A 20,869-nucleotide genomic window follows, 5' to 3' on the forward strand; every position below is an offset into this window, starting at 1 on the left:
GGTACGACGATGACCACCTCACTCGCCGACCACCTGCGGGCCCTCCCCGACGACTCCCTCGCCGCGCTGCTCCAGCTGCGGCCGGACCTCGTCGTGCCGGTGCCGGCCGACGTGTCCGCCCTCGCCCTGCGCGCCCAGTCCCGGGTCTCCGTGGCCCGGGCGCTCGACGGGCTGGACCAGTTCACCCTCCAGATCCTCGACGCCGCCCGGCTCACCCGCGGTCCCGAGGGCGCCACCTCCACCGACCAGATCCTCGCCCTGGCCACCACCGGGCCGCACCCGCCCGCGCCGACGGCGATCCGCGCCGCCGTCGACCGGCTCCGGGCCCGGTTCCTGCTGTACGGCCCCGAGCACGACCTGTGCGTGGCCGGTGGCATCGACGAGGTGTCCCCGTACCCGGCGGGGCTGGGCCGGCCGGCGGCGGAGCTGGATCCGCGCGCGGCGGCGCTCTGCGCGGACCCGGCGAAGCTGCGGCGGACGCTGCTGTCCGCGCCGCCCTCGGCCCGCGCGGTCCTGGACCGGCTCGCCGCCGGGCCACCGGTCGGGACCGTGGCGCCCGGCGCGCTGGAGGCCCCCGCCACCGGCACCGAGGACGTGCTGCCGCCCGACCTCGTCAACGGCGGTGCGCCGACCGGCTCGCCGATCCGCTGGCTGGTCGAGCACCGGCTGCTGGTCCGGATGTCCGGCGGCCGCAACGGCACCGTCGAGCTGCCCCGCGAGGTGGGGCTGGTGCTGCGCCGTGACGCCGGTCCGCTCGGCCCGCTGCGCACCAGCCCGCCGGTGGTGTCCGGCCCGCCGCGCGAGGTCAAGTCCGTCGACTCGGCCGGGGCCGGGCAGACCATGGAGGTGGTCCGGTACACCGAGGCGATGCTGGAGGCGCTGACCGCGGAACCGGCACCCGTGCTGCGCTCCGGCGGCGTCGGCGTCCGCGACCTGCGGCGGCTCGCCCGTGGCATCGGGCTGGACGAGCCGACCACCGCGCTGCTGTTCGAGGTGGCGTACGCGGCCGGGCTGACCGGCGAGATGGAGCTGACCGGCGCTGCCACCACCCGGTACGGCGGTGACCAGCAGATCCTGCCCACCGGCGGGTACGAGGTGTGGCGCGCGGTGTCGCTGGCCCAGCGCTGGGAGCAGCTCGCCCGCGCCTGGATGTCGATGCCCCGCCAGGCCGGCCTGATCGGGCAGCGCGACGACCGGGACCGGCCCATCTCGGTGCTCTCCGCCGAGGCGGAACGCGCCGGTGCGCCGGCCGCCCGTCGTGCGGTGCTCGCCGTGCTGGCCGACCTGACACCCGGCACCGCGCCGACGCCGGAGGAGGTGCTGGAACTGCTGGACTGGCGCGCGCCCCGGCGGGCCCGGGGACGGGAGACGGCGCACCGGGAGGTGCTCGCCGAGGCCGCCACGCTGGGCGTGACCGGGCTCGGCGCGCTCACCACGTACGGGCGGCTGCTGCTCGCCGAGCTGACCGAGGCCGACGAGCACGGTGACGACCCGCTCGGGTTGCGCTCCGACGCCGAGTCGGGCGACGCCTCGACGACGGTACGGGCGCTGGACGGGCTGCTGCCCGCCCCGGTCGACCACGTGCTGGTGCAGGCCGACCTGTCGGTGGTGGTGCCCGGCCCGCCCGACCCGGCGCTCGCCGCCGAACTGGACGTGGTGGCCGAGCACGAGTCGGCGGGCGGAGCCAGCGTGCACCGGGTCACCACGGGGAGCATCAGGCGGGCGCTCGACGCCGGCTACACCGCCGACGACCTGCACGCGCTGTTCCGCCGCCGCTCGCGTACCCCGGTGCCGCAGGGCCTCACCTATCTGGTCGACGACGTGGCCCGCAAGCACGGTGGCCTGCGCGTCGGGCCGGCCGGCGCGTACGTGCGCAGCGACGACGAGGCGCTGCTCACCGAGGTGCAGGCGGACCGGCGACTGGAACCGCTGGCGTTCCGCCGGCTCGCGCCCACGGTGCTGGTCACCCCGTACCAGGTCAACCGGATGCTCACCGCGTTGCGCGACGCCGGCTACGCCCCGGTGCCGGAGGACGCCGGTGGCGCGACGGTGCTGGCACGCCCGAAGACCCGGCGGGCGCCGGCGCGTACCGCGATCGGTCGTGCGGTCGACCCGCTCGCCACGCCGAAGCTGCCGATGCCCCGCCTGCTCGGCGTGGTCGAGCAGATCCGCCGGGGCGAGGCGGCGGCCCGGGCGGCCCGGCGGGCCCCGGCGGTGGTCCGCGGCGCCCCGGCGGCGGGCGGCCCCGCGCCCGTCTCCGGGCACGGCGACGCGCTGGCGGTGCTCCAGCAGGCGGTACGGGACAAGGCGCTGGTCTGGGTCGGCTACGTCGACGCGCACGGGGCGACCGCGTCCCGGCTGGTCCGGCCGGTGTCGATCGGCGCCGGCTACCTGCGCGCCGAGGACGACCGGACGGAGATGCTGCACACGTTCGCGCTGCACCGGATCACGGCGGCCGTGCTGGAGGAGTGAGCTACTCCCCGTTGCGGCGCAGCGTGCCGATCACCGACACGGCCAGCAGCAACGTGAACGCGGTACCGGCCGCCTCACCCACCGAGTCGACGAAACCCTGCTGCTGCACCAGCAGCCCGAACAGGAACCAGCCGAACACCCCCGCGGCGGCGGCCGCGTAGGCGAGCACGACCGCCGTGGGCACCTCCTGCTGCCGCGTCCGTTCGTCCTCGGGAAGCACGTCCTGGTCAACGGTCATGGCAGTCCCTCCCCGTCCCGGCATGGACCCGGCTTCCAGGGTTACACCAACCGGACCGCGCGGACAGGGGTTAAAACCCTGATCCGGGCGGTCCGGTCACGGGTAGGACGAGTTCCGGTGCGCTCAGGTGCCGGGGCGGCGGCCGATCACGACCACGCGGGTACCGACCGAACCCAGCTCCCACAGGCGTACCGCGTCGCGGTGCAGCAGGTTCACGCAGCCGTGCGACCCGATCGCGCCGTTGTGCAGGTAGGTGGTGGTCTCGTGGAAGCCGATCCCGCCGTTGAACTGCTGCCAGTACGGCAGCCACACCTCGTACGGGTTGGACCACTCGCGCGGGTTCTTCCGGCCCACCGAGTACGTGCCGGCCGGGGTGGCGTAGCCGGACATGCCGGTGCGGGTCACCGTCGGGCCCATCACCACCTTCCCGCCGCGCATCGCCCAGACCGTCTGCCGCGTCAGGTCGACGCAGAAGGTGAGCCGGGATCCGGCCCTGCACCGCGCGGTGTCGGTGGCGGCGAGCCGCTTCGCCACGTCGTACGTGGTGGGGCCCGCGCGACCGGAGGACGGGCTGATGCCGTACCGGATCTGGAACTTCTTGATCGCCGCGCAGTCGACGGCGGACTGCTCGCCGTCCACGGTCAGCGTCCCGAAGCCGCCCAGCCGGGTCAGGTACGTCTCCACGGCCCGCTGGTGCTCCCCCTGCGGGCACCCGGCGGACGCGCTCGGCTTCGGCTTGGGCTTCGTCGTCTTCGTCGCCTCCGGCGACCGGGAGGGTTTCGGCGAGGCCGTCCGGCTCGGCTGCGCCGACGGGGACGTGACCGGCTGTTCCGGCGTGGGCGACGCGCTCGCCCCCGATGCTCCCTCCGTCAGCCCGACCGGGCCGGGGGTGCTGCCCCCGGCGCCTTCCGCCTGCGGATCGAGCGCGCAGGCGCCGACACCGACCAGCACGACCACCGCCAGAGCGGCGGCCCGTGCGAGAAACCGGACACGCGGCATGGGCCCTCCCTGGACAGTCGTCCCGCTTGCTAGACGTGTGGGACGAGTATGACGTTGCCTGTCCAGCGAGACTTTTTTGCGGCGCCCTCCGGCGTGCAACACTGGATGGTCGGCCTGCGGCAGGTCAGCCGGGGTGTGGACGGGGTGCCGGGCGACCGGGTTCCGGGCGACGAGTTTCCGGGCAGCGGGTTCCGGGCGATGCGAGAGGACGCTGGCGTGAGCGGTGGACCACTGATCGTGCAGTCGGACAAGACGCTGCTGCTGGAGGTGGATCACCCCGACGCGCAGGCGTGCCGGATGGCGATCGCGCCCTTCGCCGAGCTGGAACGCTCCCCCGAGCACGTGCACACGTACCGGCTCACACCGCTGGGCCTGTGGAACGCCCGGGCCGCGGGCCACGACGCCGAGGGCGTGGTGGACTCGCTGATCAAGTACTCGCGCTACCCGGTGCCGCACGGGCTGCTCGTCGACGTGGCCGAGACCATGGACCGGTACGGCCGGCTCCAGCTCGCCAACGACCCGGTACACGGCCTGGTGCTGCGCGCGCTGGACCGGGTGGTCCTGATCGAGGTCGCCAAGAGCAAGAAGCTCGCCGGCATGCTCGGCGCCAGGATCGACGACGACACGATCGCGGTGCACCCGTCCGAGCGGGGGCGGCTCAAGCAGGCGCTGCTCAAGCTGGGCTGGCCGGCCGAGGACCTGGCCGGGTACGTGGACGGCGAGGCGCACCCGATCGAGCTGGCCGAGTCCGGCAAGGACGGCGGAAAACCGTGGACGCTGCGGTCGTACCAGCGGGAAGCCGTCGAGGCGTTCTGGGCCGGCGGCTCCGGCGTGGTGGTGCTGCCCTGCGGCGCCGGCAAGACCCTCGTCGGGGCGGCGGCGATGGCCGAGGCGAAGGCGACCACGCTGATCCTGGTCACCAACACGGTGGCGGGACGGCAGTGGAAGCGGGAGCTGATCGCCCGCACCTCGCTGACCGAGGAGGAGATCGGCGAGTACTCGGGCGAGCGCAAGGAGATCCGCCCGGTCACCATCGCCACGTACCAGGTGCTCACCTCGCGGCGCGGCGGCGCGTTCACCCACCTGGACCTGTTCGGCGCCCGCGACTGGGGCCTGGTCGTCTACGACGAGGTGCACCTGCTGCCCGCGCCGATCTTCCGCTTCACGGCGGACCTCCAGGCCCGCCGCCGGCTCGGCCTCACCGCGACTCTGGTACGCGAGGACGGCCGCGAGGGCGACGTGTTCAGCCTGATCGGCCCGAAGCGGTACGACGCCCCGTGGAGGGACATCGAGCAGCAGGGCTGGATCGCCCCGGCGGAGTGCACCGAGGTACGGGTGACGCTCACCGACGCCGAACGACTCGCGTACGCGACGGCGGAGGCGGAGGAGCGCTACCGGATGGCGGCCACCGCCCGCACCAAGCTGCCGGTGGTCCGCGCCCTGGTGGAGCGGCACCCGGACGAGCAGGTCCTCGTCATCGGCGGGTTCCTCGACCAGCTGCACCAGCTCGGGGAGTACCTGGACGCGCCGATCGTGCAGGGCTCCACCACGAACAAGGAACGCGAGCGGCTGTTCGACGCGTTCCGCTCCGGCTCGTTGCGGACTCTGGTGCTCTCGAAGGTCGGCAACTTCTCCATCGACCTGCCGGAGGCGGCTGTCGCGATCCAGGTGTCCGGCACGTTCGGCTCCCGGCAGGAGGAGGCGCAGCGGCTGGGCCGGGTGCTGCGCCCGAAGGCCGACGGCCGGCAGGCGCACTTCTACACGGTGGTCTCCCGGGACACCATCGACACCGAGTACGCCGCGCACCGGCAGCGGTTCCTGGCCGAGCAGGGGTACGCGTACACCATCGTGGACGCGGACGACGTGCTCGGGCCGTCGCTGCCCACAGTCGACTGAGCGACCGGTGGGCCGCCCCCTTCCGGGCGGCCCACCGTCACCACCGGGTCAGGAGTAGTTGACCAGGAAGTAGTAGCTCGTCGTGTCGGTCCACACGCCGTCGGCGGTCCGGCCGCGTACCCGCATGCTGTACGAGCCGGCCGAGGTCGGCGTGAAGGTCGCCGTGGCGACTCCGGCGGCGTTCGCGGCCACGGTCACCGGCTGCCCGTCCTCGACTGTGTACTCGAACTCGGTCACACCCGGGCTGCCCTGGGTGAAGGTGAACTCACCGGCCACACCCACACCGCCGGACCACCGATCGGCCGGGTAGGTGCCCGAGCTGACGAGCGGCGCCGTGCCGACCAGGAACGGGTAGTCGGTCTGCGGCGTGTAGTCGCCCGCGGCGGTACGCCCCCGGACCGAGATGAGGTTGGCGCCGTTGCGGTCCATGGTCACCGTGATGTCCGTGGCCAACGCATCGGGCTTCTTCGGCACGCTCTGCCAGGCGCCGCCGTTGAGCTGGTACTCGAAGGTCGTCACCTCGCTGATCTCGGTGTAGACCCCGAACGTGCCGACCGACCCGATCCCGCCACGCGGGCTGTACTCGTCGTACGCGCTGCTCACGTTCACCCGGGCGTCGCGGACCCGGAAGTAGTACCGGCGTTCCGGGCTGACCGTGCCGTCGGCCGTCCGGCTGGTGACAGTCAGCAGCGTGTAGCCGGAGTGCGTCGGCGTGATCTCGACGGTGGCCCGGCCGTCCGCGCCGGCGGCCACCACCTGCTCCTCGCCGGTGTACTCCAGCACGTAGCGGTACTCGGTCACGCCGGAGCGGCCCGGGTTGAAGGTGAACCGGCCCGTCTGCCCGGGCTGGCCGCCCTCACCGTTCTCCGGGTAGTCCTCGGACGTCACCACCGGCGCGTCGCTGACCTCGAACGTGTACGTCCGGGTCGGGGAGAAGGAGCCGTCCTGGAACCGGGTACGCACCGTCAGGGTGTTGCTGCCGGAACGGTCCGGGGTGAGCGTCACCCGCGCCCAGCTGTAGTCCGGGTCGACGACCTGCTCCGGCCCGTCGTTCAGGCGGTAGAGGTAGGCGTCGACGTCGGGCATGCCGGTGTCGAAGTTGAACTCACCGGGGATGCCCACGCCGCCCCAGGCGCCGTTCTCGTAGTAGGTGCTGGAGGAGACGTACGGCTTGGTGTCGATGACGTTGAACTGCCGCTCCTGCGTCTCCGAGACAGTGCCGTCGGCGCTGATGCTCCGGACGTTCAGCACGTGCCAGCCACCCTCGGTGGGCGTCCAGCGCAGCACCGCCGTGCCGTCCGCGGCCGCGTCGATGCGCAGCAGATCGCCGCCACCGAAGGTGTACTCGTATGCCACCACACCGGTCCGGCCGGGCCGGAACGTGACGGTGCCGGGACGGTCCACCACCCCGTCGTGCTCGGGGAAGTCGAAGTCGTCCGACTCCACGGTCGGGAGGTCGCGGACCGATACGTTCTCGGTGTACCCGCCGACGAGTTCGCTCCCGGCGTAGCTGCGGACCTCGACCTTGACGAGGCCTCCCTCGGCGAACGTCACCGGGATCTCGGTCGGGCCGTCGGGGTTCACCGGCACCCGGGCCTCGGCGCCGTCGCCGATGCGGTACCCGAACTCGGTGACCCCCTCGACGTTCGTGGAGACGGCCAGCTTGCTGGGCAGCCCGATGCCGGCCATCGTCACCTCGACCTGCGGCGCGGTCGACTTCACCCGGAACTCGTAGTGGACCGTCTCGGACGAGTTGGACGCGCTGTCCACGCTGCGCACGCTCAGCGAGTCGGAGAACGAGGTCGGGGTGTATTCGAGCGTCACGTCGGCGCCGGGCGACGGCGCGGGGATGTAGTGGTAGGCGTCGCCGAAGCGGCCCCAGTAGTAGCCGACCACGTCCGGCGAGCCGTTGGCCTTGAACGTGAACGTCCCCGGCACCCCCGACCCGCCGTGCGGCAGGCCGTCGTTCGGGTACTTCTCCGAGGTCACCACGGGGGCGGCGGGTCGCTGCGCGTCCACCTTGACGTAGCACGGCTCGGCCCACGGCGAGAAGTCGTGATCGTCGTAGGCGCGGGCGGTCCAGGCCACCACGGTCCCGTGCGGGTACTGCGACATGTCCCAGTCGAGCTTCGAGAGGGCACCGCCGTAGCTGTATCCGAACTGCTCGGCGCGCTGGTCCTCGTGGCCGACCGGCCATGCCGCGAACTGCCCCCGGTAGGTGGAGTCGTTGCTGTCCGCGTCCGCACCCTTGACCATCAGGCCGTGGTTGCGCGGCCCCACCGGCTGCGGATTCGTCTTGGTCCCGCAGGCCCAGGCCGGGAAGTCGATCCCGATCTGCTCGACCGTCGGCGCGTGGTTCGCCTCACTGTTGATCACCGGGAACGGACGGAGCTTACGACCGTGGGAGAGCTTGCCCTCGGAGCCGTGCGGCAGCCGGATCTCGACGGTGAGCGTCTGCTTGCCCTGATCCGCGAGCTTCTGGAGGGCGGGCATGATGTCCCACGCCAGATAGCCGGGGCAGGTCGCCTCCCCGCCGGCCTGGACCGTGCCGAGCAGCTCGCGACGGCGCGGGCTCGACGCCCAGCTCGTGGTCGCGGTGATCGGGTCGGTACGCCACAGCTCCACCGGCTGGGTGATCGAGCAGTCCGTCGCGGAGCGCTCCGCGACGACCAGGTCCGCCTTGTGGATGACGGTCCCGCGGAAGCGCGAGACGTCGAAGGTGAAGTAGGACCGGGACTTGTGCTTCGTGCCGGTCGCGTCCGTCCAGGCGCCGACCGGAGCGTCCCCGTCCGTGTTGACGAACGACTTCCTCGGCTGTTGCGAATCCGTGTAGGCCCAGCCGGACTTGCTGGTGGTCCGGTGCTCGTAGGCCTGCGCCGGAGCGGTACCGACGCTGATCAGGCCGGCACCGAGCACTATGCCCAGTGTCGCGGCGAGCATTCTTCGTGCGCGCACGACGATGCCCCTTCCCCCGTAGGACAACGGCGTGCATCGCCGTCGAGTCGCATGAGGGTATCGAAGGGGGACGACAGAGGCGTACGCCGATTCGGGTGGCCTGAGCCGACCGGGCGGACCGCATCGGCGCGGCCCGCCCGGTCCGGCGGTCAGCCCTTGCCGCCGGCGCGGAACGCGACCCAGGCGTCGCTCATCCGGTCGGCCTGGCCCGGGGTGAACATGTTCATGCAGGAGTCCTGCGTGTAGTCCATGAAGTTGTGGATCGGGTCCAGGCCCGGCGCGGTGCAGGTGTCCGCCCCGATCGGGCAGTTGAACTGCGGCGCCGCCTCACGCGGCGTGTCGGCCACGAAGTCGCCGGACGCGGAGCAGCCGTGCGCGAACGTGTGCTCCAGCATCAGCCAGTGCCCCACCTCGTGCGTGAGCGTGTCGCCGAGCGCGTACTTGCCGGCCGTACCGCCCGGCATCGACTCGTCGAGCATCACCACGCCGTCGATGTAGTCGCGGCCGTTGTTGTAGCCCTTCGGGAAGTACGCCCAGCCGAGCAGCCCGTCACCGATGTTCGCCGCGTAGACGTTCAGCGTGCGCGAGTCGCCGGTGTAGAGCGCCTTCTTCATGTCCCGCTCGTTCTTGCCCGGCACGACCGTGTACCAGGCGCTGTTGACGGTCCAGGTGGTGTCCACGAGCGAGAACCGGAACGGCGTGTCCGACGCGTCGGCGGCGGTACGACCCGCGAACGAGTCGTTCAGCACCGTCATCTGGGCCGAGATAAGCGTGTTCCAGCGGGCCTTCTCGGCCGCGCTCAGCTCGTGGTCCGAGATCATGTGGAAGATCGTCGGCACGGTGACGCTGCCGTTCGCCAGACGTGGTGAGTCCTTGATGACGCCGTACGCCTTGGCCTCGTTCGTCGAGTAGAGCTCGGGCTCCTTGGCGGTGGCGCCCTCGCGTACCCGGGCGGCGCTGTGCGTGTCGGCGCCGGGCTCGCACTCGGCGGCGGCGGGAGAGGCGGTCACGGGTGCGGCCGTGGCCGCAACGGGGGCTCCGCCCGCGGTCAGGAAGGTGGCTGCGGCAGCGACGAGCACTGCCAGGTGGATCGTCGGTTTCCTGTGCATCGTTGCACCTTTCGAGAGGCATGAAAGGAGTACCGACGCGGGGTTGTCAAAGTTGCGGGTCGATGACGTCGTCGTCCCGCCATAAGACCACGTCACCGTGCATCCGCAACACCCCCCGGCGAGGGAGGCTCACCCTGGGGCGGGTCAGGCGGCGCTCAGCTTCCGCAGCACGTACTGGTTGAGGCTCATGCCCTCCTCGGCGGCATGGATGGCCAGCTCGCGGTGCAGGCTCTCGCCGACCCGAAGGTTGAACTTGCCCGAGTAGCTTCGCTCGGACAGCGGCTCCGGGATCTGCTCGCCCTCTTCCGCCATGTCAGCGATCACCTCGCGCAACATGTTCTGGAGACCGTGAAGTGCCTCGATCTGCGTGCGGGCCAGCCACGAGAGAGACGGGAACTCGGCACAGGTGGCGACGAACTCCTGGTCGTCGACGGACCACGTGACGCGGTACGTGTAGTGCGAGATCTCGGGGCGGGACTCGGACATCACATGGCCTCCTTCTTGTTGATCGCCTTGAGCACCTGCCGTACCTGATACGCCTTGGCCTTGCCCTTGTCGTCCTGGATGTTGACGCGCGGGTCTCCCGCCCACGGCATCTTGAACACCGCGTGCGAAGTGCCGGCCTGCCGTGGTTTACCGAAGTGGTGTTCGCAGACCCGATAAAGATCGTTGTATGCGACGTTCTGCTGGCTCCTGCGCATCGCTTCGACGAGGCTGGCTATGGACGGCACAAGGTGATGGTACCGCAAGTAGTACCATCAACGGGTCGTTGACGTCACGGCGTCGGCGATGGCGCGCGCCACGCACTCGTAGTCGCGCACCAGCGGTCCGACCAGCTTGGGGTCCGGCTCGAACGCGGCGACCAGTCCGCGTACCAGATCTCTCAGCCGGTCGTCCGGGCCGAGCCGCCGCCCCCGGTGCCGGCGGGCGACGCTGCGCCAGCGGCGCAGACCGACGTCGGCGAGCCGTTCGTGGAGCTCGGGCGCGGGCACCGGACAGCCGTTCGCCCACAGGTCGGCGAGGGCCCGCAGAATCGCCTCCCGCGTCGGGTCAGCCATGCAGATAGCGGGCGCGGCGGCCGAAGTCGGTGAAGCCGAGCCGCCGGTACAGGCCGGCGGCCGGGTTGTCGTCGTTGACGCAGAGCCACGCGGCGTCCGCGCCCGCGTCGGCGAGGCCGCGCAGCACGCGCGCCACCAGGTACGCGCCGACCCGTCGCCCGCGCCAGCCGGGCACCACGCCGACCTGGTCGATCCAGTTGTCGAGCACGGTGACGAAGCCGGCCGCCGCGCCGTCCGGGCCGCGTGCGAGCAGCGTCAACTCCGGCCGGAAGTCCTCGTCGTCGCGCAGGTCGCCCAGCCACTCGTCGGCCTCCGGCTCGACGAATCCGGGCCGGTCGGCGAACGACGCGCGGTAGGTGGTGAACAGCTCCGCCCCCGGCGTCGCGGGCTCCGCCGTCACGCCGTCCGGCGCGGCGACCTCGGGCAGCACGTCGAGGTCGTGCCGCAGCACCCACTCCAGGAACGTCCGCGTGTACCCGCGCGCCGCGAACAACTCCTCCCCGCCCGCGGTCCACGTCTCCGTGGTGACCAGCAGGCCCGCGTCGCCCGCCTGCTTCTCCGCCCGGTCCAGCAGCGCGCCGCCGAGCCCACGCCCGCGCCACGCCGGGTGCACCAGGCCGGTGGCGGTGACGGGCGTCCGCCCGGTGCCGACCCCGACGGCCGCGACCAGGTCGCCGCCGGACCAGGCGCCGTGGGTACGCGTCTGCAACAGCCGCGCCCGCGCCAACGGGGTACGCCCGAACAGCGGCAGCCCGCCGTCAGTGGCAAGGCACGCCTGCGCCAGGGCGATCAGGGCGGGCAGGTCGTCCTCGCCGAACTCCCGCCAGAACAGCCCGTCCACGGTCCACCCCTGTCGCCTGTCGCCGCCGCGCCCGACCGCCACGGTCCGGCCCTCCGGCAGTAGGCCCCATCCCCTCCCCGGTGGTCAACCCGATTCCCCGCCCGCCCCCGCAGCCGTACGGGCTCGGTGCCACCGCCGGCGGAGAACGGGCCGAGGCCGAGGGCCGAGTGGGCGCTCAGGGCAGGTCGAGGACGGCCCGGGCGAAGTCCCGGGGCGCCTCCTGGGGCAGGTTGTGGCCGATACCGCCGGTCACGGTCCGGTGCTCGTACCTGCCGGTGAACCGTCCCGCGTAGACGGACGGGTCGAGGTGGGGCGCGCCGTTGGCGTCACCTTCGAGCGTGATCGTGGGTACCGAGATGCCGGGGTCGGCGGCCAGCCGTCGTTCCCACTCGTCGTACCGCGCCTCGCCCTCGGCGAGCCCGAGCCGCCAGCGATAGTTGTGGATCACCACGTCGACGTGGTCCGGGTTGTCGAACGCCGATGCGCTCCGGTCGAACGTCGCGTCGTCGAAGCGCCACTGCGGCGAGGCGGTACGCCAGATCAGCTTGGCGAAGTCGCGCCGGTTCCGGTCGTACCCGTCGCGCCCCCGGTCGGTGGCGAAGTAGAACTGGTACCACCAGGACAGCTCGGCCGCCGGCGGCAGCGGTGCTCGGCCCGCCTCCTGCCCGGCGATCAGGTACCCGCTCACCGAGACCAGCCCCGTGCAGCGGTCGGGAAGCAGCGCGGCGATCACGTCGGCGGTACGCGCCCCCCAGTCGAACCCGGCGAGCGTGGCCCGTTCCACGCCGAGCGCGTCCATCAGGGCCACCGTGTCCCCGGCCAGGGCGGCGGGCTGGCCGTTGCGCAGGGTGTCGTCCGAGCGGAGCCGGGTGGCACCGAACCCCCGAAGGTAGGGCACGACGACTCGCCGGCCCGCGCCCGTCAGCAGCGGCACCACTTCGGCGAAGCTGTGGATGTCGTAGGGCCACCCGTGCAGCAGCACCACCACCGGCCCGTCTTGCGGCCCCGAGTCCAGGTATCCGACGCTCACGTCCCCCGCGTCGACCCGGCGCAGCTCTCCCAGCCCTTCCGTCATCCGCTCCGGATCCCCACCCCGCCGTTGATCATGCAGGTACTGACCGGCGGAAGCCGCAAACCCGCCGCACGAGGGGCCCGAACCGCAAGATCGGCGAGATGGAGGGTCAGGGAATGGGACGAGGGTTGGCGTGGATCAGGACCGTGGCGCCCGCGGAGAGGGGGGCCAGCAGCCACCTCAAGGGCTGCTCCTCCTCGGTCGGATCCACCACGAGGCGGTCGCCGGGGCGCAGGTCCTTCTGGGTGGCGATCTCGGCGGCCAGGCGGCGCCACGCGCCGAAGCTGGTGCCGTCGGGCGTGGCCGGGCCAGCCGGATCGACGGCGACGTAGTCCGGCGGGTCGGTGGGGTGCCGCAGCACCTCGGCCGACCAGTCCAGCCAGCCCGGTGGCACCTCGGCCAACTGCCCCGGCCCGGTGCCCACCAGGTACCGGTGCGTCCCCTCGGGCACGTCCTCCAGCCAGTCGTCGAGGCGTTCCGGGGTCACGAACACCGCGTCGTACGGCCGGTCCGCGCCGGGTTCGAGGACCGGCAGCCCGGCCAGCGCACGGGGACGGAATGACACCGTGAGCCCGATCGACCAGGCCCCGATGAGGACGGCTGCGGTACGCCAGTGCGGCGGCAGCAGCACCGCCACCCGGTCGCCGGGGCGTAGTCCGCATCCGTCGCGCAGCAGCCCGGCGCTGCGGGCCGCCCACTGACCCAGCTGCGGCCCGGTCAGCTCGGTGCGCTCGCCCGTGGCGTCGTCGAGGTAGGTCAGCATCGGCTCGTCGGACGCGACGGTGGCGGGTGTGCGGGTGGCCATCGGACTCCTCCCTGACGGTCAGCTCACCCTAGCCGGGTGAACCGGTCGACCAGGAGAGCCAGCCGCCGCGCGTGTTCGTCGCGCCGCAGACGGCCGCCGCGCATCAGCGTGACCTGGCCGTGCAGCCCGCTCCAGAACGTCTCGGTGAACGTCTCGAGGTCGTCGTCGCCGGCGAACGGGCGCAGCGTCTCGGCCAGTTCGGCGAAGGCCCGGACCAGCTCGACGGGCGTGTCCTGGCTGGCGAAGGAGAGGGCGACGGGGAGGGTGAAGATCGCGTCGTAGAGCGCGGGCCGGCGTTCGGCGAACGCGGCGTACGCCGTGGCGATGGCGGCCACCGCGGCCCGCGGGTCGGTGGCGGCGGCCCGGGCGGCGGCGAGTTCGACTGCCAGTTCGGCGGCTCCCGGGCGACCGCCTTCGGCATCCACTTCGCCACCGCGGTGGCCGTCCTCCTCGACGCCGCCCTGCTGTTCGCGCTCTAGCCGGGCCCACGGGCCCGCCACCGTCGACTTTGGTCGCGGGCCCGGTCGCCCGACGGCCGTATCGACGGGCCGGATGGCTGCGGGACGGTGCGGGCATGACGACCGAACCCCCGCGCCGGCGGCTGGTGCCGGCGATCGCGCTGCTGCTGCTCGCCCCGTGGACCGCCGAGTGCTCCTGGGGCGGCTTCACCCTCACCGGCATGCCGTTCGTGGTGCTGGTGCTCGCCCCGATGTACGGCGGAGCCGCGCTGCTGATCCGCGAGACGGCCCGGCGGCTCGGGCTCGGCTGGCCGGGGATCGCGCTGCTCGCCGCCGCGTTCGGCGTGATCCAGGCCGGCCTGGTCGACCAGTCGCTGTTCAACCCCGGGTTCCTCGACGACACCGAGTTCGCCGGCACCCGGGCCGCGGCGGAGGCCACGCTGGTGCCCGGCCTCGGGTTCAGCGCGCGGCAGGCGGTCGACTACGTGGGCAACCACGTGGTGCTGACCATCTGCGCGCCGATCGCGCTCGTCGAGTCGTACCTCGGTGCGGGCCGCCGGGCGCGGCCCTGGCTGGGCCGGCCGGGGCTGACCACGGCGGCGCTGCTCTGGCTCGGCGGCAGCCTGCTGGTGTTCGCCGACGACGGTGGCCGCAAGAACTTCCTGGCCTCGCCGGTCCAGTTGACGGTCGCCGTCGGCGTGGCGCTGGCCCTCATCACCGCCGCCCTGCTCCGCCGCCGGCTCGCCGGGCCACCGCCCGACGCACCGACGCCCGCCGGCCGACCGCACACCGAAGCCGGCCCGCCCCGGCCGCTCTGGCCCGCGCTGGTCGTGGCGGTGGCGTACGTGGGTTCGACCATCGCCCCGGGCTGGCCGGGAGTGGTGCTCGCCCTCACGCTCGCCGGGATCGCCGCCGCCCTGCTGACGCGCTGGTCCCGGCGGCCCGGCTGGGGACAGCGGCACGTGCTCGCCACCGCAGCGGCCGGCCTGGTCGTCGCGGCGGCGCTCGCGTACACCGTGCCGACCTATGCCCCGGCGAGCCCGGCGGCGGCGCTGGTGGGTGACGTGGCGATCAGCGTGATCGTGCTGCTGCTGGTGGGTGGCGCGTGGTGGCGGATCACGGCAGCTCGGGACCGCCGTCGAGCAGCGGCGCCAGCAGGTCGCCCTGCTTCTCCACCCGCTTGAGCACCTCACCGGCGGTGTACGGCCGCGTCGACGGCCGCTTCCCCGCCGCCCCGGCCTCCACCTCGTCCCAGGTCAGCGGTGTGGACACCGCGGGCACCGGCTGGGCCCGCAGCGAGTACGGCGCCACTGTCGTCTTCGCCGCGTTGTTCTGGCTCCAGTCGATGAAGACCTTGCCGGGGCGCAGGTTCTTCGCCATCTTCGACACGATCAGCTTCGGGTGTGCCTGCTCCAACTCCTGCGCGATCCGCTTGGCATAGTCGGAGACGGAATCGGCGTCCTGCGTGCCGGCGATCGGGCAGCAGAGCTGCATGCCCTTCTTCCCCGACGTCTTCGGATACGCCTCGACGCCGTCGGAAGCCAGCCGGTCGCGCATCAGCAGCGCCACCTGGCAGCACTGCTTGAGCGCGGCCGGGGCGCCCGGATCCAGGTCGACGACCATCATGTCCGGGTGCGCACCGATCTTCCACTGCGGAGTGTGCAGCTCCAGCGCGGCGAGATTCGCCAGCCACACCAGCGTGGGCAGCTCGTCGCAGACCACGTAGTCGATGGTCTCCCGCCCCTTCGTCGACCCGGGGGCGGGCAGGTTCTCGGTGCGTACCCAACCGGGGGTCGCGGCGGGTGCGTTCTTCTCGAAGAACGAGCCGCCGTCGACGCCGTTGGGGAACCGGATCCGGGTCAGCGCGCGGTCGCTCAGGTGCGGCAGCAGCACCGGGGCGATCCGGGTGTAGTAGTCGATCACCTCGCCCTTGGTGAAGCCGGCCTTCGGGAACAGCACCTTGTCCAGGTTGGACAGCTCCAGCGAGCGCCCCTCGACCTCGACCTTGAGCCGGTCAGACGGCATCGTCGACCTCCTCGGGCGGCTTGTCCGGGCGCAGGCGCAGGATGCGCGGGAAGCGCAGCCGGCCGTCCGGCGTGCGCTGGCCGTACTTGACCTCCACCACGATCCGGGGAGTTACCCAGATCGCGCCCCGGGCATCCTCGCGCGGCACGCCGGCGGCGAACGGCGAGTCGGTGGCGCGCAGCGGTTCCAGCTCGCGCAGCAGTTCCCGTTCGATGGCCGCGCCGATCCCGCCGCCGACCCGCCCCCGGTAGACCAGCCGCCCGTCCGGGCCGGGCACGCCCACGAGCAGGCCACCGACGCGCCGCGCGCCGGGCCGCCAGCCACCGACCACGAAGTCGGCGGTGACCTCCAGCTTGACCTTCACCCAGTCCGGCGAGCGCACGCCGGGCCGGTAGAGCGAGTCGACCCGCTTGGCCATCACCCCCTCCAGCCCGTGCTCGCCGGCCGCCGCGTAGGTGGCCGGGCCGTCGCCGAAGACCGGCGGCACCGCCCACCGGGCGGCGCCGAGCCCGAGCGACTCCAGCGCCGCCCGCCGCTCCCGCCAGGGCCGGGAGGTCAGGTCGACGCCGTCGAGCCGCAACAGGTCGAAGATCATGTACGTGACGGGTACGGTCGCCGCCAGCCGCGCCGCCTTGGCCGGGTTGCGGACGTGCATCCGCTCGGCGAGCGCGGTGAACGAGGGCTGCCCGTCGGTGAAGAGGACCACCTCGCCGTCGAGCAGCGCGTCACCTACCTGCTCGGCCAGGTTGAGCAGTTCCGGGTACGCGGTGGTGATCTCCACGCCGGAGCGGGCGTAGAAGTGCCTGTCGCCGCGGGAGATGTCGGCGAGAGCGCGGACGCCGTCCCACTTGAACTCGTACGACCAGGCGGCGCCGGCCGGGAGCTGCCCGGTCGTCGCGAGCATCGGCTTCAACGGCGCGCCGGGCACCTCCTGACTGTAGTTGCGTAGCGAAGCGCGTGCGTCCCGTTCGATCGTTTGCGATTCTGGTGGTCAACCGGGGAGAGGAGCGCGGGTATGCGGGCGATCTGGAAAGGAGCGGTGTCGTTCGGCCTGGTGTCGATCGGGGTGAAGGTCTACTCGGCCACCGAGGAGAAGGACATCCGTTTCCACCAGGTGCACCGTGAGGACGGCGGCCGGATCCGCTACAAGCGCACCTGCTCGGTCTGCGGCGAGGAGGTCACCTACGACGACATCGCCAAGGGGTACGACATCGGCGGCGGCGAGATGGTGATCCTCACCGACTCCGACTTCGCCGACCTGCCGTTGAGCACGTCGCACGCGATCGACGTGCTGGAGTTCGTACCGGCCGAGCAGGTCGATCCGATCCTCTACAACAAGGCGTACTTCCTGGAGCCGGAGGGCTCGGCGACGAAGCCGTACGTGCTGCTGCGCGACGCGCTGTCCGACTCGGAGCGCGTGGCGATCGTCAAGGTGGCGCTGCGCCAGCGGGAGCAGCTCGCCACGCTGCGGGTCCGCGAGGGCGTGCTGCTCCTCAACACCATGCTGTGGCCGGACGAGATCCGCCGGCCCGACTTCGGTTTCCTGGACGAGGACCTGAAGGTACGCCCGCCGGAACTGGCGATGGCCAGCTCACTCATCGACTCGATGGCCGGTGAGTTCGAGCCGGACGCGTTCACCGACGACTACCGGGCCGCGTTGCAGGAGGTCATCGACGCGAAGGTCGAGGGCCGCGAGGTGGTGCAGCCGGAGGAGGAAGAGGCGGCGCCGGCCGCCGCCGTCGACCTGATGGCCGCGCTGAAGGCGTCGGTGGAGCGGGCCCGGGCGGCCCGGGGCGAGGCGCCGTCGGGCGGCGGGGCCGAGCCGACGCCGATCTCGTCGGCGCGCTCCGCGAAGAAGGCCGCGAAGAAGGCGCCGGCGAAGAAGGCCGAACCGGCGAAGAAGACCACTGCCAAGAAGGCGCCCGCGAAGAAGACGGCGGCGAAGAAGGCCGAACCGGCGAAGAAGACGGCCGCCAAGAAGGCGCCCGCGAAGAAGAAGACCGCGTGACGCGTACGGCGATCGCCCCGCCCCCGGTGGCGGGCGGGGCTCCCGCCGTTCAGCCGCGGCCGAGCTTCTCGGTCGGGGTGATGCGCACGATGACGCGCTCCTCGCCGGGGCGGCGCCAGGGGTAGGTGTCCTGGCCGAGGTACTTCTTCGCCATCCGGTCGATGTGCTCGTCGGCACCCTCGGTGACGAACTCGACGGTGCCCTTGATCCAGAGCGTGCGGAAGTCGTCGGCCTTGTCCGCGACCGACACCGCGACCACCGGGTTACGGGACATGTTCAGGTACTTCTGCCGGCCCTTGGCCGTGTTGAACACGATGTGCTCGCCGTCGGTGTCGACCCAGACCGGGGTGACGTGCGGGGTGCCGTCGGCCTCGATCGTCGCCACGTGCGCGAGCTGCGGCTCGCCGAGCAGGGTCAGGTCTTCTTCGCTGAGGATCGCCATGGTCGGAACGTACCCCGTGCGGTGCCCCCGTATCGGGCATCGTGTCCGGATCGTGGCGGCCGTATGGGCACGCTGGGGCTCCGGGCGGGTACCGTGTGCGCTGGCCTCGGCGGCGGCCCGCCGGGGGCGCACCCACCCACCCTGCAGGGAGTCGACGTGAGCGAGCGTGTGGAGAACCGGTCGGCGGGCCAGGCCCCGGCCACCAAGGCACAGCGGCGGCTGGCCGCCCAGCTGGCCGAGAAGAAGGCAGCCGAGGCGCGTCGCCGCCGGCAGTCGATCCTCGGCGCGGCGGTCGGCGTGCTCGCGGTGGTGGCCCTGGTCGGCGGTCTGGTCTGGCTGAACAGCGGGGACGACGACAAGACGTCCACCGCCGGCTCCTCGGCCAGCCCCACCGCGCCGGCCGAGCCCTCGGCGCCCGCCCAGGAGCTGCCCGCCGGTTTCGACCCGGCGCTGAAGACCAAGCCGACAGTGCAGGCTGGCACCGGCGAGCTGACGAAGCTCACCGTCACCACCCTGGTCAAGGGCACCGGCCCGGCGGTGAAGGCAGGGCAGAACATCACCACGAACTACGTGGGCGTGTTCTACAAGGACGGCAAGCAGTTCGACGCGTCCTGGGACAGCGGCCAGCCGGCCACCTTCCAGATCGGTGTGGGCCAGGTCATCAAGGGCTGGGACCAGGGCCTGGTCGGCGTGCCGGTGGGCAGCCGGGTCCAGCTGGACCTCCCGGCCGAGCTGGCGTACGGCAACGACGCCGCCGGCGGCCGTCCGGCCGGCCCGCTGCGCTTCGTCGTCGACGTGCTGGCTGCGCAGTAGATCACTCCGGGCTTCCGCCCGGTCACCCAGCGGCAGTAGGTTCATGGTCACCACGGGCGGCACGTCCGTCCGTGGTGATCTGCCCACCGACGCGGAGGTGCACGTGGCGGCGCTGGACGAGGCCGGGGTGACCCGGCAGATGTGGACGCTCTACGAGCCGGTCCACGCGGTGACCTACTTCCACCCCCGGGCCCGGGCCGCGTTCGAGGCGGTCGGGCTGCGGGGCTACTGGCGCGGCTACTTCGCCGGCCGGGCCGCGCCGCTCGGGGCGGTGGACGCGCCGGCGGTGACTGCGGCGTTCTTCAGCTTCGCGCCGGCCATGGTGGCCCGCGCGCTGCCGTCGGTGTGGCGACTGGCCAGCCCGGAGGAGGCGCTGCGGGCCCGGCTCACCGGTGGCGTGCAGGCGCTCGCCGAGTTCACCTACGAGCTGCCCGAATCGCACCTGGTCGAGGCCGCCGACCTGCTGGAGGAGGCGGCCGGGCGGGTGGACACGGCCGGGCGGGTGCTCGGCGCGGTGAACGCCGCCCTGCCCCGGGGCGAGTACCCGCTGGCCCGGCTCTGGCAGGCCGCCGCGACGCTGCGCGAGCACCGGGGCGACGGGCACGTGGCGGCGCTGGTGACCACGGGCCTGGAACCGGTCGAGGTGGTGGCTTGGCGGTGCCGGGTCGACCAGTCGCGCGAGTTCCACCAGCCGGCCCGGGGCTGGACCGACGAGCAGTGGACCGACGCCGAGCAGCGCCTGGTGGACAAGGGCTGGCTGACCGACGACCTGGACCCCACGCCGTACGCCACGGAGACGTTCCGCGTGGTCGAGGAGGCCACCGACCGGGCCGCGTCGGGCCCGTGGCGGGCGCTGGGCGCGGAGCGTACCGCCCGGCTGCGGGAGCTGCTGGAACCGATCGCGACGCGCTGCCGCACGATCATCCCGGCCAAGGCCCCGATCGGCCTGCCGGCGCAGCGTTCGGCGAAGGCGGCGCAGCCGCACTGAACCGGGCCGCCGGCTGGGGCAGGATGACGGCATGGTGGACGCGGTGCTCTTCGACCTGGACGGCGTGCTCGTGGACTCCGAGCCGGTGTGGGAGGAGGTCCGGCGGGCGTACGTGGCCGAGCACGGCGGCGTCTGGCAGCCGGACACGCAGCGCCGGCTGATGGGCATGAGCACCGGCGAGTGGGCCGCCTACCTGAGCGGTGAGCTGGGCGTCGACAGGTCGGCCGAGCAGGTCGCCACCGAGGTGGTGACCGAGATGGCCCGGCGGTACGCGCAGCGCGTACCGCTGATCGACGGCGCCGACGCGGTCGTGCGCCGCATCGCCGCGCGGTGGCCGCTGGGGCTGGCCAGTTCCTCTCCCACCCGGCTGATCGCGGCGGCGCTGGACGCGACGGGCCTGGCTGGCGCGTTCGGCGCGACGCTGTCGACCGAGGAGACCGCCCGGGGCAAGCCCGCCCCCGACGTGTGGCTCGCCGTGGCGCAGCGGCTGGGCGTCGACCCGGCGCGGTGCGTGGCGGTGGAGGACTCGTCGAACGGGGTCCGCTCGGCGGCCGCCGCCGGGTGCCGCGTGGTGGCGGTGCCGCACGCGTCGTACCCGCTCGACCCGGACGCCGAGGCGCTCGCGGCCGTGCTGCTCCCGTCCATCGGCGCGCTCACGCCCGCTGTGGTCGAGGGGTGTTAACAAGGGGC

At 72.8% G+C, this 20,869-nt stretch carries 21 protein-coding genes; 7 read left to right on the top strand and 14 right to left on the bottom strand.

Translation table 11 applies throughout. The features are described 5' to 3' along the window. Nucleotides 1-9: 9 nt before the first annotated feature. Nucleotides 10-2,472: a helicase-associated domain-containing protein gene (locus ACPCK6_RS03595; protein WP_396882089.1), complete on the top strand. Its 2,463-nt coding sequence runs from the start codon at nt 10-12 to the stop codon at nt 2,470-2,472. Nucleotide 2,473: 1 nt separating this feature from the next. Here the strand turns inward: ACPCK6_RS03595 and ACPCK6_RS03600 are convergent, their stop codons facing one another. Both ACPCK6_RS03600 and ACPCK6_RS03605 read right to left on the bottom strand, forming a co-directional pair. Continuing rightward, complete coding sequence (locus ACPCK6_RS03600; protein WP_396882088.1) at nt 2,474-2,710, bottom strand: hypothetical protein; 237 nt, start codon at nt 2,708-2,710, stop codon at nt 2,474-2,476. A gap of 123 nt (nt 2,711-2,833) precedes the next feature. Beyond that, the gene (locus ACPCK6_RS03605) at nt 2,834-3,709 is read right to left on the bottom strand and encodes a L,D-transpeptidase family protein (RefSeq protein WP_423480322.1); all 876 of its coding nucleotides are present in this window, start codon (nt 3,707-3,709) and stop codon (nt 2,834-2,836) included. A gap of 216 nt (nt 3,710-3,925) precedes the next feature. On the opposite strand from ACPCK6_RS03605, the gene ACPCK6_RS03610 reads away from it, so the two are divergent. Next, on the top strand, nt 3,926-5,605 hold the full coding sequence (locus tag ACPCK6_RS03610) for a DNA repair helicase XPB (RefSeq protein WP_396882086.1): 1,680 nt from the start codon (nt 3,926-3,928) through the stop codon (nt 5,603-5,605). 48 nt (nt 5,606-5,653) lie between these two features. Here the strand turns inward: ACPCK6_RS03610 and ACPCK6_RS03615 are convergent, their stop codons facing one another. The 9 genes from ACPCK6_RS03615 to ACPCK6_RS03655 form a co-directional block, all read right to left on the bottom strand. Beyond that, on the bottom strand, nt 5,654-8,560 hold the full coding sequence (locus ACPCK6_RS03615) for an RHS repeat domain-containing protein (protein ID WP_423480323.1): 2,907 nt from the start codon (nt 8,558-8,560) through the stop codon (nt 5,654-5,656). 149 nt (nt 8,561-8,709) lie between these two features. Further along, nucleotides 8,710-9,669: a zinc metalloprotease gene (locus tag ACPCK6_RS03620; protein WP_423480324.1), complete on the bottom strand. Its 960-nt coding sequence runs from the start codon at nt 9,667-9,669 to the stop codon at nt 8,710-8,712. A 144-nt stretch (nt 9,670-9,813) separates the two neighbouring features. Beyond that, nucleotides 9,814-10,155 carry a type II toxin-antitoxin system HicB family antitoxin gene (locus tag ACPCK6_RS03625; protein WP_396882083.1) on the bottom strand — a complete coding sequence of 114 codons (342 nt, stop codon included), beginning with the start codon at nt 10,153-10,155 and terminating at the stop codon, nt 9,814-9,816. Next, entirely contained in the window at nt 10,155-10,400 is a 246-nt protein-coding gene (locus ACPCK6_RS03630; RefSeq protein WP_423480325.1) for a toxin HicA, read from the bottom strand. The genes ACPCK6_RS03625 and ACPCK6_RS03630 overlap by 1 nt, the downstream gene beginning before the upstream one ends. A gap of 27 nt (nt 10,401-10,427) precedes the next feature. Continuing rightward, nucleotides 10,428-10,727: a hypothetical protein gene (locus tag ACPCK6_RS03635; protein WP_423480326.1), complete on the bottom strand. Its 300-nt coding sequence runs from the start codon at nt 10,725-10,727 to the stop codon at nt 10,428-10,430. Next, nucleotides 10,720-11,568, bottom strand: coding sequence for a GNAT family N-acetyltransferase (locus ACPCK6_RS03640; protein WP_423480327.1), 849 nt, complete (start codon nt 11,566-11,568; stop codon nt 10,720-10,722). Before ACPCK6_RS03640 ends, ACPCK6_RS03635 begins: the two co-directional genes overlap by 8 nt. A gap of 175 nt (nt 11,569-11,743) precedes the next feature. Further along, nucleotides 11,744-12,643 (bottom strand): alpha/beta fold hydrolase, encoded by a 900-nt coding sequence (locus tag ACPCK6_RS03645; protein WP_396882079.1) that lies wholly within the window; start codon nt 12,641-12,643, stop codon nt 11,744-11,746. A 106-nt stretch (nt 12,644-12,749) separates the two neighbouring features. After that, on the bottom strand, nt 12,750-13,445 hold the full coding sequence (locus tag ACPCK6_RS03650) for a TIGR03089 family protein (protein ID WP_423480328.1): 696 nt from the start codon (nt 13,443-13,445) through the stop codon (nt 12,750-12,752). Nucleotides 13,446-13,468: 23 nt separating this feature from the next. Further along, nucleotides 13,469-13,870: a TetR-like C-terminal domain-containing protein gene (locus tag ACPCK6_RS03655; protein WP_423480329.1), complete on the bottom strand. Its 402-nt coding sequence runs from the start codon at nt 13,868-13,870 to the stop codon at nt 13,469-13,471. Nucleotides 13,871-14,019: 149 nt separating this feature from the next. On the opposite strand from ACPCK6_RS03655, the gene ACPCK6_RS03660 reads away from it, so the two are divergent. Then, nucleotides 14,020-15,087, top strand: coding sequence for a hypothetical protein (locus ACPCK6_RS03660; RefSeq protein WP_423480330.1), 1,068 nt, complete (start codon nt 14,020-14,022; stop codon nt 15,085-15,087). On the opposite strand, the gene ligD (ACPCK6_RS03665) is transcribed toward ACPCK6_RS03660, so the two are convergent. Next, a complete protein-coding gene (gene ligD / locus ACPCK6_RS03665) occupies nt 15,020-15,928 on the bottom strand; it encodes a non-homologous end-joining DNA ligase (protein WP_396882073.1) in 909 nt (302 codons plus the stop codon). The two genes, ACPCK6_RS03660 and ligD (ACPCK6_RS03665), sit on opposite strands and share 68 nt — an antisense overlap. Continuing rightward, nucleotides 15,918-16,856 (bottom strand): non-homologous end-joining DNA ligase, encoded by a 939-nt coding sequence (ligD, locus tag ACPCK6_RS03670; RefSeq protein WP_194798909.1) that lies wholly within the window; start codon nt 16,854-16,856, stop codon nt 15,918-15,920. The genes ligD (ACPCK6_RS03665) and ligD (ACPCK6_RS03670) overlap by 11 nt, the downstream gene beginning before the upstream one ends. A gap of 87 nt (nt 16,857-16,943) precedes the next feature. Here ligD (ACPCK6_RS03670) and ku point away from each other — a divergent pair, with 87 nt between their 5' ends. Beyond that, nucleotides 16,944-17,936, top strand: coding sequence for a non-homologous end joining protein Ku (gene ku / locus ACPCK6_RS03675; RefSeq protein WP_194798910.1), 993 nt, complete (start codon nt 16,944-16,946; stop codon nt 17,934-17,936). 49 nt (nt 17,937-17,985) lie between these two features. On the opposite strand, the gene ACPCK6_RS03680 is transcribed toward ku, so the two are convergent. Continuing rightward, entirely contained in the window at nt 17,986-18,378 is a 393-nt protein-coding gene (locus tag ACPCK6_RS03680; RefSeq protein WP_396882070.1) for a PPOX class F420-dependent oxidoreductase, read from the bottom strand. Between the two features lie 63 nt (nt 18,379-18,441). On the opposite strand from ACPCK6_RS03680, the gene ACPCK6_RS03685 reads away from it, so the two are divergent. The 3 genes from ACPCK6_RS03685 to ACPCK6_RS03695 all read left to right on the top strand — a co-directional run bounded on the left by ACPCK6_RS03685 (nt 18,442) and on the right by ACPCK6_RS03695 (nt 20,861). Next, on the top strand, nt 18,442-19,191 hold the full coding sequence (locus ACPCK6_RS03685; protein WP_396882069.1) for an FKBP-type peptidyl-prolyl cis-trans isomerase: 750 nt from the start codon (nt 18,442-18,444) through the stop codon (nt 19,189-19,191). 139 nt (nt 19,192-19,330) lie between these two features. Next, complete coding sequence (locus tag ACPCK6_RS03690) at nt 19,331-20,179, top strand: SCO6745 family protein (protein WP_423480341.1); 849 nt, start codon at nt 19,331-19,333, stop codon at nt 20,177-20,179. Between the two features lie 31 nt (nt 20,180-20,210). Further along, a complete protein-coding gene (locus ACPCK6_RS03695) occupies nt 20,211-20,861 on the top strand; it encodes an HAD family hydrolase (RefSeq protein WP_423480331.1) in 651 nt (216 codons plus the stop codon). The last annotated feature ends 8 nt before the right edge of the window (nt 20,862-20,869 follow it).

It is taken from the genome of Micromonospora sp. AB353 (assembly GCF_049538395.1).
GTDB lineage: Bacteria > Actinomycetota > Actinomycetes > Mycobacteriales > Micromonosporaceae > Micromonospora > Micromonospora aurantiaca.

What these genes read in the sequence shown, in the direction of transcription:
- ACPCK6_RS03680 (WP_396882070.1), bottom strand. Translation starts at nt 18,378, where the DNA reads ATGGCGATCCTCAGCGAAGAAGACCTGACCCTGCTCGGCGAGCCGCAG.
- ACPCK6_RS03660 (WP_423480330.1), top strand. Translation starts at nt 14,020, where the DNA reads ATGACGACCGAACCCCCGCGCCGGCGGCTGGTGCCGGCGATCGCGCTG.
- ACPCK6_RS03600 (WP_396882088.1), bottom strand. Translation starts at nt 2,710, where the DNA reads ATGACCGTTGACCAGGACGTGCTTCCCGAGGACGAACGGACGCGGCAG.
- ACPCK6_RS03645 (WP_396882079.1), bottom strand. Translation starts at nt 12,643, where the DNA reads ATGACGGAAGGGCTGGGAGAGCTGCGCCGGGTCGACGCGGGGGACGTG.
- ku (WP_194798910.1), top strand. Translation starts at nt 16,944, where the DNA reads ATGCGGGCGATCTGGAAAGGAGCGGTGTCGTTCGGCCTGGTGTCGATC.
- ACPCK6_RS03620 (WP_423480324.1), bottom strand. Translation starts at nt 9,669, where the DNA reads ATGCACAGGAAACCGACGATCCACCTGGCAGTGCTCGTCGCTGCCGCA.
- ACPCK6_RS03635 (WP_423480326.1), bottom strand. Translation starts at nt 10,727, where the DNA reads ATGGCTGACCCGACGCGGGAGGCGATTCTGCGGGCCCTCGCCGACCTG.
- ACPCK6_RS03685 (WP_396882069.1), top strand. Translation starts at nt 18,442, where the DNA reads ATGGGCACGCTGGGGCTCCGGGCGGGTACCGTGTGCGCTGGCCTCGGC.
- ACPCK6_RS03695 (WP_423480331.1), top strand. Translation starts at nt 20,211, where the DNA reads ATGGTGGACGCGGTGCTCTTCGACCTGGACGGCGTGCTCGTGGACTCC.
- ACPCK6_RS03595 (WP_396882089.1), top strand. Translation starts at nt 10, where the DNA reads ATGACCACCTCACTCGCCGACCACCTGCGGGCCCTCCCCGACGACTCC.
- ACPCK6_RS03625 (WP_396882083.1), bottom strand. Translation starts at nt 10,155, where the DNA reads ATGTCCGAGTCCCGCCCCGAGATCTCGCACTACACGTACCGCGTCACG.
- ACPCK6_RS03650 (WP_423480328.1), bottom strand. Translation starts at nt 13,445, where the DNA reads ATGGCCACCCGCACACCCGCCACCGTCGCGTCCGACGAGCCGATGCTG.
- ACPCK6_RS03605 (WP_423480322.1), bottom strand. Translation starts at nt 3,709, where the DNA reads ATGCCGCGTGTCCGGTTTCTCGCACGGGCCGCCGCTCTGGCGGTGGTC.
- ligD (WP_396882073.1), bottom strand. Translation starts at nt 15,928, where the DNA reads ATGCCGTCTGACCGGCTCAAGGTCGAGGTCGAGGGGCGCTCGCTGGAG.
- ACPCK6_RS03690 (WP_423480341.1), top strand. Translation starts at nt 19,331, where the DNA reads ATGTGGACGCTCTACGAGCCGGTCCACGCGGTGACCTACTTCCACCCC.